Origin of the sequence: Lentibacter sp., assembly GCF_965657785.1 — a bacterium.
Lineage (GTDB): Bacteria > Pseudomonadota > Alphaproteobacteria > Rhodobacterales > Rhodobacteraceae > Lentibacter.
Genome location: NZ_CBFHPP010000001.1, coordinates 190,727 through 203,448 on the forward strand (window position 1 = coordinate 190,727; position 12,722 = coordinate 203,448).

10 protein-coding genes and 1 tRNA gene are annotated in these 12,722 nt (G+C 59.5%); 7 read left to right on the plus strand and 4 right to left on the minus strand.

Features of this window, described 5'->3' with window-relative positions:
- Positions 1-56 precede the first annotated feature (56 nt).
- Together ACTF58_RS00945 and ACTF58_RS00950 are read left to right on the plus strand one after the other, a co-directional pair.
- Positions 57-2,474 (plus strand): GcvT family protein, encoded by a 2,418-nt coding sequence (locus tag ACTF58_RS00945; protein WP_438990083.1) that lies wholly within the window; start codon positions 57-59, stop codon positions 2,472-2,474.
- Positions 2,475-2,477: 3 nt separating this feature from the next.
- Positions 2,478-3,083, plus strand: a complete 606-nt coding sequence (locus ACTF58_RS00950; RefSeq protein WP_438990084.1) for a nucleotidyltransferase family protein — start codon at positions 2,478-2,480, stop codon at positions 3,081-3,083.
- A gap of 544 nt (positions 3,084-3,627) precedes the next feature.
- Here the strand turns inward: ACTF58_RS00950 and ACTF58_RS00955 are convergent.
- Positions 3,628-6,903 (minus strand): Hint domain-containing protein, encoded by a 3,276-nt coding sequence (locus tag ACTF58_RS00955; protein ID WP_438990085.1) that lies wholly within the window; start codon positions 6,901-6,903, stop codon positions 3,628-3,630.
- 154 nt (positions 6,904-7,057) lie between these two features.
- Here ACTF58_RS00955 and ACTF58_RS00960 point away from each other — a divergent pair, with 154 nt between their 5' ends.
- Together ACTF58_RS00960 and ACTF58_RS00965 are read left to right on the plus strand one after the other, a co-directional pair.
- A complete protein-coding gene (locus tag ACTF58_RS00960) occupies positions 7,058-7,429 on the plus strand; it encodes a hypothetical protein (protein WP_438990086.1) in 372 nt (123 codons plus the stop codon).
- A gap of 256 nt (positions 7,430-7,685) precedes the next feature.
- On the plus strand, positions 7,686-8,417 hold the full coding sequence (locus tag ACTF58_RS00965; RefSeq protein WP_438990087.1) for a hypothetical protein: 732 nt from the start codon (positions 7,686-7,688) through the stop codon (positions 8,415-8,417).
- A 53-nt stretch (positions 8,418-8,470) separates the two neighbouring features.
- Here the strand turns inward: ACTF58_RS00965 and ACTF58_RS00970 are convergent.
- Positions 8,471-8,554 (minus strand) — tRNA-Leu (locus ACTF58_RS00970).
- 64 nt (positions 8,555-8,618) lie between these two features.
- Complete coding sequence (locus ACTF58_RS00975; RefSeq protein ID WP_438990088.1) at positions 8,619-9,878, minus strand: flavin-dependent oxidoreductase; 1,260 nt, start codon at positions 9,876-9,878, stop codon at positions 8,619-8,621.
- 120 nt (positions 9,879-9,998) lie between these two features.
- On the opposite strand from ACTF58_RS00975, the gene ACTF58_RS00980 reads away from it, so the two are divergent.
- Together ACTF58_RS00980 and ACTF58_RS00985 are read left to right on the plus strand one after the other, a co-directional pair.
- Positions 9,999-10,577 (plus strand): YqaA family protein, encoded by a 579-nt coding sequence (locus tag ACTF58_RS00980; RefSeq protein WP_438990089.1) that lies wholly within the window; start codon positions 9,999-10,001, stop codon positions 10,575-10,577.
- Positions 10,574-11,041 (plus strand): disulfide bond formation protein B, encoded by a 468-nt coding sequence (locus ACTF58_RS00985; RefSeq protein WP_438990090.1) that lies wholly within the window; start codon positions 10,574-10,576, stop codon positions 11,039-11,041. The genes ACTF58_RS00980 and ACTF58_RS00985 overlap by 4 nt, the downstream gene beginning before the upstream one ends.
- Positions 11,042-11,243: 202 nt before the next feature.
- On the opposite strand, the gene ACTF58_RS00990 is transcribed toward ACTF58_RS00985, so the two are convergent.
- Positions 11,244-11,672 (minus strand): Lrp/AsnC family transcriptional regulator, encoded by a 429-nt coding sequence (locus ACTF58_RS00990; protein WP_438990091.1) that lies wholly within the window; start codon positions 11,670-11,672, stop codon positions 11,244-11,246.
- Between the two features lie 124 nt (positions 11,673-11,796).
- On the opposite strand from ACTF58_RS00990, the gene rocF reads away from it, so the two are divergent.
- Complete coding sequence (rocF, locus tag ACTF58_RS00995) at positions 11,797-12,717, plus strand: arginase (protein WP_438990092.1); 921 nt, start codon at positions 11,797-11,799, stop codon at positions 12,715-12,717.
- Positions 12,718-12,722: the final 5 nt, after the last annotated feature.

A 12,722-nucleotide genomic window follows, 5' to 3' on the forward strand; every position in this document is an offset into this window, starting at 1 on the left:
AAAGAGCGGGCGGCCCGAAGATGGGTAGCTCACCCGAAAAGAGCGAGGAGCCAAAAATGAAAACCACCACCCGCGTAGCCGTGATCGGCGGAGGCGTTGTCGGCGCATCCGTGCTTTATCATCTGACAAAACTCGGCTGGTCCGATGTCATGCTCCTTGAGCGCTCCGAGCTGACCTCAGGCTCAACATGGCACGCAGCAGGCGGCTTTCACACGCTGAATGGCGATACAAATATGGCCGCACTGCAAGGCTATACCATCCGCCTCTACAAAGAGCTGGAAGAGCTGACAGGCCTCTCCTGCGGGCTGCACCACGTCGGCGGCGTCACGCTGGCGGACAACCAGGACCGCTTTGATATGCTCGTCGCCGAGCGCGCCAAACACCGCTTCATGGGGCTGGAAACAGAGATCGTCGGCCCCGATGAAATCAAGAAAATCGCCCCCGTCACCAATGTCGAAGGCATCATTGGCGGGCTATATGATCCGCTCGATGGGCACCTTGACCCCTCAGGCACAACCCACGCCTACGCCAAAGCCGCGCGCATGGGCGGCGCCACAATCGAGACCCACACGATGGTCAAAGAGACCAACCAGCGCCCCGATGGCACATGGGATGTGGTCACCGACAAAGGCACCATCCACGCCGAACATATCGTCAATGCAGGCGGTCTCTGGGCGCGCGAAGTTGGCGCGCTGGCGGGGGTCTATTTCCCGCTCCACCCGATGGAGCACCAATATATCGTCACAGACGAGGTGCCCCTCATTCGCGAGATGATGGCCGATGGCATAGAGCATCCTCACGTGATGGACCCCGCAGGCGAAAGCTATCTGCGCCAAGAAGGCCGCGGCCTCTGTATCGGCTTTTATGAACAGCCCTGCCGCCCTTGGGCGGTTGATGGCACAAGCTACAGCTTCGGTCAGGAGCTTCTGGCCGATGACTTTGACAAAATCGAAGACAGCATCAATTTCGCCTACAAACGCTTCCCTGATCTGGAAAAAGCTGGCGTTAAATCCGTGATCCACGGCCCCTTCACCTTTGCCCCTGATGGCAATCCGCTTGTCGGCCCCGTCCCGGGGATGCGCAACTACTGGTCGGCCTGCGGCGTCATGGCGGGCTTCTCGCAGGGGGGCGGCGTTGGCCTCATGCTGGCGCAATGGATGGTTGAGGGCGAATGCGAACGCGACACCATGGCGATGGATGTCGCGCGCTTTGGCGACTGGATCACCCCGGGCTACACCCTGCCCAAAGTGATCGAAAACTACCAAAAGCGCTTCTCCGTCAGCTATCCAAACGAAGAGCTGCCCGCCGCGCGCCCCTTCCGCCAAACGCCGATGTATGACGTCTTTGACGAGATGGGCGCAGTCTGGGGTCAGCAATTCGGCCTCGAAGTGCCCAACTACTTCGCCCAAGGCGACGAGCCGCGCTTTGAAACGCCGAGCTTCCGCCGCTCCAACGCCTTTGAGGCCACCGCGCGCGAAGTGAAGGCCGTGCGCGAAGCCGTCGGCATCAACGAGACGCATAACTTTGGCAAATACCTCGTCACAGGCCCCAATGCCCGCGCCTGGCTTGACCGCGTCATGGCAGGCCGCGTGCCCCAAATCGGCCGCCTCTCGCTGACGCCCATGCTCAGCCACAAAGGCCGCCTGATCGGAGATTTCACGATATCCTGCCTGGGCGAAGAGGCCTTCCAGCTCACGGCAAGCTATGGCTCCCAAGCCTACCATATGCGCTGGTTTGAACAAAATGAGATGGACGGCGTCACCGTCGAAAACGTCTCCGACAAGCTCAACGGCTTCCAGATCGCGGGTCCAAAGGCGCGCGAGGTGCTCGCCGCTTGCACCCGCGCCGATGTTTCGAGCATGAAGTTCATGGACCTGCGCCAAATCACGGTTGGCATGGTGGATTGCGTCGTGCAGCGCGTCAGCTACACAGGCGATCTGGGCTATGAAATCTACTGTGACCCGATGGCCCAACGCGCCCTTTGGCGCAGCCTCTGGGAGGCGGGTCAAGATCACGGAATGCTCCCCTTCGGAATGCGCGCCATGATGTCCTTGCGCCTTGATAAGTTCTTCGGCAGCTGGCTTTCGGAGTTCTCCCCCGACTATACCGCCGCCGAAACAGGGCTGGACCGCTTCATCAGCTTCAAGAAAAACGCCGACTTTATCGGCCGCGCCGCCGCCGAAGCCGAGCGCGAGGCAGGGGCGGCGCGCAAGCTCTGCGCCTTTGAGGTCGAGGCCGAGGACGCCGATGTCAACGCCTATGAGCCGATCTGGCTTGGCGGCGAAGTCGTCGGCTTCTGCACATCGGGGGGCTATTCGCACCACGCTGGCAAGTCGATTGCACAGGGGTTCGTGCCCACAGACCAAGCCCATGAGGGCCTTGAAGTGGAGATCGAAATCTTGGGCAAAATGCGCAAAGCTCGCCTCATCACCACGCCGCTCTTTGATGCAGACGGCGCGCGGATGCGCGGCTAAACCATGCGCCGCGCGGTCCTTCTCCCCGCGGCTGGCGCCTCCTCACGCATGAGGGGGCGCGACAAACTCATGGAAGATGTGGGCGGCCTGCCCTGCCTGCGCCATATGGCCCTCGCCGCCCGCGCGAGCGCCGATCACGTGATCGTCACCCTGCCCACAGCCGATCACCCGCGCGCCAAAGCCCTCATGGATCTCGAGGTCGAGGTCGTCACCGTGGCAGATCACAGCTCGGGAATGTCGGCCTCCCTACGTCTGGGCGCAGAGGCGGCAAAGGCCGCAGCTGCAGATGCGCTGATGATCCTGCCCGCCGATATGCCCGCGCTTGCGCCCTACCTCGCTGGGATATGGCAGGCCTATCAGGGCCTGCGCGCAGGCCAAATCCTGCGCGCAACCACCTCACAGGGCCAAGCAGGCCACCCCGTGATCTTCCCCTCAGATCTGTTCTCAGACTTTCAAAGCCTGACAGGCGACACCGGCGCCGCTCCTATTGTGCAGCACTCAGCGTCTCTGGTGCAGTCCTACCCCCTGCCGCGCGCAGTCGCACGCCATGATCTGAACACGCCCGAAGACTGGAACGCATGGCGGCAAAATGGCTTGGCGGAAGAATAATCTCCTCGATCCCCTGAAATACAATCGTGTCGATCCCGTCCGTAATAATACCCGCCCGCGTGCGGTTAAATTCAATCGCGACAGGCTCTCTGAGGCGCGAGAGATCGACAATCCGAACCGCGCCATGCGCGCCACTCCCCAAAAGGTAATCCGCACCAATTCCGCCACGCAAACACGCAGGGCGAAAGACACCGGCCTCACCCGCTCTTTGCACATCAGGCAATTCGCCATAGGGCGAATAAAAGTTTTCAAAATACCCGATCATTGCGCGCTTGTGCCTCTCTGATTGCCATTTCAACCTAAAGAGTAGCCGCCGCTTGCGGCAGCACTGCGGCAAAACTGCGAAATTCGATATAAAATTAAAGGCACATTTGCCTCAAGTCTTAACAACGACCGCGCGCATGAGGGCCGCAAGACAAATCAGGGAGGGCGCACCAAAGCACGCCCTCCCCAGCACCCCGAAAGACTTGGGGCGCAGCTGCATATTCCAAAATATAGGGAAACCGCCGCGCGCCCTGTCATACAAAGCGCGCGGCCATACTCGTTACCGCACTAACAGGTGCGCCTCGTGCTTCTTCAGAGCGCGGCGGGCGGCCGTATAGTCGTTAAGGCCCTCGACGGTCTTCAACTCTGGGAAGAGCTGGAAGATTTCATCGCGCTGCTCTGCGCCAAGCCCGTCAATCACCGATTGACCAGGCTGGAAGCTCTCGGTCCAGGCGCCATTGCTCAAGACAACCTCATGGTTTTCAAACATAAAGTGCACATAGCTGACCCCGAGCGTGCCCACTTCATCAACGCCTTTCAGCCCCGTGAGATGCTTGGCCGCCACCAGAACTTCCGTCTCCTCAAAGTAAAGCGAGGTGCGCTCGTTGTTGATCAGAATGCGGTGCTGCGGGCTGACAAGAATGTCATGCTCGGGCAGGTTGTTGCCAAGCGCCCCCTTCTGGATCAGGATCGGGCGCAAGTTCGGCGCGCGCGCAAGCTCGTGTCCGGACAATATCTTTTTGCCCATCCAGCAGATTTCCTGAATGCCGTTGTCGCGCGTGATAATCTTGTCCCCGACTTTGAGGTCTTCCACAAGGCGCTCGCCGCGCGGCGTCGCAATCGCGGTGCCGGGCGTAAAGCAAGGCACGACATTCTCGATCTCCTCAAAGACCATCGTCGAGGTGATATTGCCGTCCACATCAAGGAAGTCGACAAACCCGTCCTCACGATCGGCAGAGGTATAGGTGATGTTCAGGCTCCCGCCAGGGTTGTTCGCCTCGGCCGCGCCCGTCAGATCGAGCGTGTCAAAGTCGTTCGGCGTGCCGTCCGCGCGCAGCCCGTCTGGCCCCGATCCGCCGTCCACAACATCGCCGCCTGTGATGTCGGTAAAGGTGTCCTGCCCTTGCCCACCAAGCATCGTATCCGCGCCCGCGCCGCCAGACATGAGGTCATCCCCGACCACACCGTCCAGCAGGTCGTCGCCCGCGCCACCAATCAGCGTATCATCGCCAAGCGCGCCAATCGCGGTGTCGTTGCCTTCGCCGCCAAGAATGCTGTCATCGCCTGTGCCACCAATGATGCTGTCATCATCAATGCCCGCATCAATCACATCATCCCCCGCACCGCCAAGGATCGTATCCGCGTCATCGCCGGTAAAGATCGTGTCGTTGCCCGCGCCGCCCTCGGCGAGGTCGCGGTCATTGTTCGGGTCCGTGTCTAACGCGTCTGGCTCTTCCAGAGCGCCCGAGAGGTCGATAAAGTCATCGCCCTGACCGCCAAACGCCGTATCAGAGCCGTTGCCGCCAATCAGGCTGTCCTCGTCAATGCCGCCGTCCAGAACGTCGTCGCCGTCCCCGCCAAGCAGCGTGTCATCATCATCTTCGCCAAAGATCGTGTCGTTGCCTGCGCCGCCGTCGACAAAGTCGCGGTCGTTTTCTGGCACAGGGTCGGTCGCATCAGGCTCGTTGCCGCCATAGGTGCTGCCGCCCGCATTGATGAAATCGGCGCCCTCGTTGCCAAAGATACTGTCCGAGCCGTGCTGGCCAAGGATACTGTCGTCGCCCTCACCGCCAAGGATGGTATCGTCGTCAATGCCGCCGTCAATCGTGTCATTGCCCGTGCCACCATCAATCTCGTCAGCGTCATCCCCCGTCGAGATCAGATCGTTGCCCGCGCCGCCAAAGACAGTGTCAAGCCCGTCTGTGGTGTTCGGATCACTCAGAATACCCGGGAAGCCCGCAACAGGCAGATTGGGATCGTCACCGATATAATCGGAGAAGGTGTTGGTACCCGCATCAATCGTGTCATCGCCATCGCCGCCAAAAATCAGATCAGAGCCTTGGATGTCGACAATGCTGTCGTTGCCTTCGTTGCCAAAGACCTCGTCATCATCAATACCCGCAAAGATCGTATCATTGCCCAAACCGCCAGTGATGGTGTCACGGTCGTCACCTGTGCGAATGATATCATCGCCCGCGCCGCCATCGACCAGATCACGGTCGTTCTCAGCGTCGGTATCCACAGGCAAACCGGGGAAGATTTCAACGTCAATCAAAGGATCAGGGCCAGAGGTGTCGATCTCGTCATCGCCGTCGCCGCCGCTCACACTGTCGCGCCCGTCGCCGCCTTCGATTGTGTCGTCACCCGTGCCGCCGTCAATAACATCATTGCCATCTTCGCCATAAAGCTCGTCATCGCCCGCTTCACCGCTCAGATCGTCATCGCCTTCGCCGCCGCGCACATCGTCATTGCCCTCGCCAGCGAGCACAGTGTCGTCGCCGTCGCCTGCGCGCACAATATCGTCGTCAACGCCCTCACCCGGAAGGATCTGGTCGTTCGCGTCAATCAGGTCGCCATCAGGGTCGCCCGTATAGCCCGCATCAATAAGATCGTCGCCGCCCGTTCCCGAGACAATCCCGTCGCGCACAGCAGGGTCACTGACCACAACCGTCACAGTCGCCGTGCTCACATTGCCTTGGTCGTCCGTCACTGTGTAGTCAAATGTATCAGTGCCGATAAAGCCCGCATCAGGCGTATAGGTCACCGTGCCATCGCCGTTGATCGACGCCGTGCCATTCGCAGGATCGGTGGTGTCCATCACCGTCAGAGGGTCGTCCTCAGGGTCGCTATCGTTGCCCAAAACGTTGATCACAACGGCGGTGTCTTCATCGGTCGTCGCCGTGTCGTCTACGAGCACAGGGTTCATATTCCCGTCGGCTGGGCAGGTCGCAAAATGCAGATCAGAGACCATAACCGTCTGCTCGCCAGCATTGCCATTGGCATATTCAATCTCGATCCGCATGACGGGGCCAGCCACGGAAACAAGAGTTGACGCTTCGCTATCTTCATAGCCGAAATTCGTGTCGCCATCCGACAGGGTGTTGCCCGTCGCCGTCACATTGGAGCCGGTCACAAACGTCACAGGAATCTCGGTGCCATCAGGCCCAAAGGCGCGGATCGTCACAATGTCTTCATGCGGCGTCGGTGTCGGGTCAATATCACTGCCGCCACCGTCAATATCATTGATCCGGAAGCTGACATTCTGAACGCAATCATCAAACAAGGCGTTGGAGGAGCTGAAATCAAGCGTGGTGGTTGATGTGGCATCTACGCCGCCTTCGCCGCCTTGACCCGAGAGCTTCAAAAAGGACTGGTTGTCAAAAGGATCATCCGCCGCCACATAGCCGGGCGCGTTAAAGGTGACACCAGAGGCCTCCTCATCCTGCGCCTCAAAGCCGATGGTGACATTGACACCGCCCGTGTCGACAGTTTGTGTTGGTTCAACATTGGTGCCAAACGCGCCCAACAAACCCCAATTCAGTACCAGATCAGCCATATCAAAGCCCTCTTTAACAACCTCGGGGAACGCCCCGTCCGCCGATGGTGAAGCCCAGACAAATGCCTGCGCTTCGTTACAAAAATTGCAAAGCTCTTGAGGAGAGAGGGCGAAAAGTCGCACCATGTGCCAAGCGCCCAAAGGCACTCATCATTTGGCAGCCGACGCCACCGTGCTTTTCAAACACACAGCAGCACTTTCCGCATCTTCCGATGCTTCGCAGTTCAGCGGTCGCCCCCGTGACCATACTCACTACGCCCCCCAGTTGGGCACCATCAGTCATAAGGCTATTGCGAAAGTCTCGAAAGATAAATTTGTCGGGAAAACGGCAGCATTTCTCCCCCTCCCGCCTTTTTCACAGGGCGGCAAGGCAGAGAAAAAGCGTCAAATCTGCGGGATTGTTTCCAAATCAAGTCGCGCTCGAAGCGGCAAAACGCCCATGCTTTTCAATGACAAAACCGTGTTCCGCCCAAGAGCTGCCAAGGCCGAGACCCGCTTGGATTATGCCGCTCTGAGAAACAATTAACGGTTCATTCACCTTTGTGAATTATGGTCAAACCGCTCAAATCGCCCCGTCTGATTGATCACGATTATGACATGAATGGCAAACCAGCCCGCGAATTGAACACGTTTGGAGGAAATTGCCACAATTCAAATCCTCGAATCAAACCCCGAAAACCCACGATTTTAGATAAGTTGCACCCGATTCGTCACAAACCGCTGGCGCCCGCCCCATTCGCCGCACAAACTGGCCACACACCACCCAACCACGAGAGACAAACATGGAGCAGCTCTATTCAGGTCAGGATATGCGCGCCAGTTTGCGTCTCCCGCAGCGTGACAGCGCGCCCGAAACCCTCTTTGTGACGTTCAGCAACTTTCGCGCCACGCCATCCATAGAAGACGACGGCTTCGGGCAGAGGTTCTTGCACAACATGGGCCTACCTGCCCTTCACATTGTCACGGCAGGCAACACTTGGTTTCAAAGCCCCGAAATCTTCGAGCTTGCCCAAGCGGTTCAACAGGCCCGCGCCATGTTTCCCCGAGCTGTCGGCTATGGGTCAAGCATGGGCGGCTTTGGCGCGATGATCTTCTCTGACCTCTTCCGCCTTGATACGACGCTCGCCATTTCCCCCCAATACAGCATCCAGCCCCACAAGGTTCAGGGCGACAGCCGCTGGGCACATATCGCCACTGAGCTGGAGTTTGTCTTTGATGACATGGCAACAGCCCTGAGCAAAACAGCTCATCACAATCTGTTTTACGATCCCTGCACCGCAGACAATATTCACGCCCGACTGTTCCAACAGAACGGGGTCAACTGCTTTGCCCTGCCCCATTCGGGCCACTCAAGCGCAGGGTTTTTGCAGCAAGTCGGCGTCTTGTCAGAGCTTGTCACACAGGCGGCCCAAGACCCGATGGCAGATTTCAGCGCCCTTCACAGCGTTGCGCTGGAGCGCTCTGCACGGTCGGCCCTCTATACCGAGAACAAAGCCGAGGCCGAGAGATCATAGCCCGCAAGCCGATCTGACGTCTGCCTCTCCAACGAGGCTCATTTAATGTGCAGTGGTACCCAAGGCCGGACTCGAACCGGCACGCCTCGCGGCGGGGGATTTTGAATCCCCTGCGTCTACCATTCCGCCACTTGGGCACATTGCCTGCCGTTTAGCGCGTTGTTTCGCCCTCGAAAAGTCTAAAATGCACCTAAAGTGAAATCAGATCGAAACAGGCACAAGCGGGCCGCGCGCATTGAGCGCCTCAATATCCATGCCCGCGAGCTTTTTATAGGCCCCTGCGGCCGCCTCAAGCTCCTCTTGGGGCATCACGTCATGGATGTTCTCAAAGCCCTCAGGCGCGCGCTCGGCCACAATATCAAGGATCTTGTCAGGCCCGTCGCCCCGATTGGCCAGAACAATCTTGTTCACCGTCTCGCGCCGGATGTCGTCATAGGCCGCCAAGGCCTCTGCCCCCTGCCCCAAGTCGCGCAGCTCTCGCGCCAGAACCCGCGCATCCAGAATAGCCTGCGAGGCCCCGTTCGAGCCAATCGGATACATTGCATGGGCCGCATCTCCCAAAAGCGTGATCCGCCCATGGCTCCAACGCGGCAAAGGGTTGCGGTCCACCATCGGATATTCCCAAACGCTCTCAGCCGAGGTGATCACCTCAGGCACATTGAGCCAGTCAAACGCCCAGCCCGCAAAAGCGCCCAAAAAGTCCTCAAGCCGCCCTTCGCGGGTCCAGTCCTGCGCGCGCCAGACATACTCCGCAGGCATGGCGCGGTCCGCAATCCAGTTGATGAGGCAGGTTCCATCCTCATATTCTTCAATCGGATAACAGACAAACTTGCAGTCCTTCCTGCCCGCCATAGCCATGCTCCGCCCGCCAAGGAAGCTCGGGCCGCGCGTGACGCCGCGCCACATCATGACCCCGCCCCACTGGGCCGCGCCCTCCTCAGGGTAAAGCGCCTGTCGCGTCACCGAGTTGATCCCGTCTGCCGCAACAAAGACACGGCCCGCCACGCGGCCAAGCTTTGCGCCCGTGCGGCGCTCGGTCAGGGCAAGTTCAACGCCCGCCGCCGTCTCAACAGCCCCCGTCACAGCGGCCCCCATCTCAATCACATCAGGCCCCGCGCGCTCAAGAAGCGCGCGATAAAGCAGCATCTGCATTTCGCCACGGTGGATCGAATACTGCGGCCAATGATAGCCCGCAAACTCGCCCCGCGCCTCGCGCCAGATTTCCCCGCCTTGGGCCGAAAAATACCCGAGCTGGCGCGTGCGCAGCCCGACCTTGTCCAGCGCCCCTTCCAATCCGAGTTCAAACAGCTCGCGGATCGCATGGGGCTGCACATTGATCCCGACCCCGAGCGGACGGATCTCGCGCACCGCTTCAAATATCCGGAACGGGACGCCCAGCTGATGCAGCGACAGCCCGAGTGTCAGCCCGCCAATACCAGCCCCCGCAATCAAAACAGTCATCTTCCCAGCCTCCCGATCAGTCAATCTCAGGATAACGGCCCTCAAAGCCTTGACGCCAGCGCAAAAGCGCGGCCCAATAGGCACAGGCAGTAAGACCAACACAAAACAAAGAGCAGACCTATGTTGCGCAGGCTTTATGACTGGACAATGCGCCTCGCCGAACATCGCCATGCGATGTGGTGGCTGGCGTTCGTGGCCTTTATCGAATCTTCGGTCTTCCCGATCCCCCCCGATATCCTGATGATCCCGATGATCCTCGCCCGCCCCTCGCGCGCATGGCTCATTGCCTCTGTGGCGCTGACCGCCTCGGTCATTGGCGGGCTTCTGGGCTACGCCATTGGCGCGCTGGCCTTTGCTGAGCTGGGCCAGCCAATCCTTGAGAGCTTGGGCAAGGGCGACGCCGTCGCCGCCTTTAACACCCGCTTTAACGACGTCGGCTTCTGGGCCGTGCTCGTCGCAGGCATGACCCCTTTCCCCTATAAGGTCATCACGATCATGTCAGGCTGGACAGGGATGCCGCTTCTCACCTTTATCGTGACATCCATTCTCGCTCGCGGATTGCGCTTTTATCTGGTCGCCTTCCTCCTCTGGAAGTTCGGCGCACCCATTCGTGACTTTATCGAGCGCCGCCTTGGCCTTATGTTCGCCCTGTTCTGCGCGCTGCTGATCGGCGGCTTTTATGTGGTGAAATTCCTATGACCTTCTCGCGCCCCAATCTCATCTTGCTCGCAGGCCTCGGCTCTGGTGCTCTGATGCTCGGCGCGCTCGGCTTTCAACACATCGGTGAGATGCCGCCCTGCAAGCTCTGCCTCTGGCAGCGCTACCCCCATGTTGTCGCGATCCTGCTCGCCCTGATCGGGCTTATGGTCCCGGGTCGGCGCTGGCCGCTCCTCGGCGCGCTCGCCGCCCTCACCACCGCCGCCATCGGCGTCTATCACACCGGCGTTGAGCGCAAGCTCTGGGCTGGCCCCTCAAGCTGCACCTCAGGCGACATATCGGGCCTCAGCCCGCAAGACCTGCTCAACCAGATCATGACCGCCCCGATTGTGCGCTGCGACGAAGCCCCATGGGAGCTATTGAGCCTCTCTATGGCGAGCTGGAACGCCATCGCCTCGATCGCCCTCGCGCTCGTCTGGCTCGCGGCAGCCAAACACCGCATCTGAGCCAACCTGCGCAGCTTTTCGCAGGGATAAACCCTTTAAAATCCGTTCCCCCGCCGCACGCCCCATTAGCTAATTTTCTCTTAACAAAAGGGGAGTCAGGGGGGTGCACACATGGTGCACGCTTTGTGCACGCATAGCACCCCCCCAGAATCAGCGGGTTTTGCCACCGTTAACCCTGCGGGACGCAGGCATAACACAATCTTCAGAACGCCGATTTCTTGGTGCTGAGCAAAAGCGATGTTTCAGATGTCGACACGCCGTCAAGCTTGCGAATACGCGCCAGAACCTCGTCAAAAGCCTCAAGACTTTCTGTGCCGATTTCTGCAATCACATCCCAACGTCCATTGGTGCTATGCACCCCGCGCACAGCCGAAAATCCGGCCAGTTGCCGCAGGATACGATCAGTCCCGCGCCCCTCGATCCCGATCATCATCAGCCCCCTCACAGGGTCCGCCAAACGGTCCTCCTTGAGCACGACAGAATAGCCCAAAATGTCCCCGCGCGCCTCCAGACGCGCTTGCCGCGCCCGAACCGTCGCACGCCCCACGCCCAACTGCCCCGCAAGCTCGGAATGCGACGCCCGCGCATCCTGCCGTAGGGCGGCGATCAACCTTTGGTCAAGATCATCCATAGTGTTCAATCCTATCTAACAATCTGCTCAAGCTATCACCACAGTGATCACTTTGAAAGCTATTACACATCCCACTTAGCCCATAATCTTCCTGCAAACACAGCGATCAAAAGGCTTCATATCCATGCGTGACATCATTCTCATTGGCGCTCCGATGGACTCTGGCAAGCGCCGCAAAGGCTGCCTGATGGGGCCGGATGCCTACCGCACAGCGGGGCTTTCCGAGGCGCTCACAGGGCTTGGCTACCGCGTCCGCGACTGGGGCAATCTCTCGCCCGCCGAACACGCCGCCGATGACCCTGAGGCGCGCATTTACAAACACCACGAAACCGTTGGCTGGACCAACCGCCTCTGGCGCACGGGCAAAGACGCCATGGCCAAAGGCCTGCCAATCTTCCTTGGCGGCGATCATGCGCTCTCGCTTGGCTCGGTCGGCGGGGTCAACGCCTTCGCCACAGAGGCGAATCAGCCGCAATTCTTGCTCTGGCTGGACGCCCATACCGACTACCACACCCCCGAAACGAGTGATTCAGGCAACCTTCACGGAACGCCGATAGGCTATGTCACAGGCCGCAAAGGCTTTGGCGGCTTTCCCAAGATCGAGCGCCCGATCCCTGAAGAAAACGTGTGTATTCTCGGGCTTAGGTCTGTTGATGCCGCCGAGCGCGAGGCCATGCAAGACACCAATATTCACGCCTATGATATGCGCCGCATCGACGAAACAGGCATAGCCAAGCCCCTCTCAGCCTTTCTCGCCATGGTCAAAAAGGCCAAAGGCGCGCTCCACGTCAGCCTTGATGTGGACTTTCTCGATCCCTCGTTTGCCCCCGCCGTCGGCACAACAGTGCCAGGCGGCGCAACCATCCGAGAGGCCCATCTTGTCATGGAAATGATCAGTGATTCAGGCCTGATGAGCTCGCTTGATCTGGTCGAGCTAAACCCCTTTCTCGATGAGCGTGGCCGCACCGCTCAGGTGATGGTTGATCTGGCCGCATCCGCCCTTGGCCGCCGCGTCTTTGACCGCCCCACACGCGCTTTTTCATAAGGAAT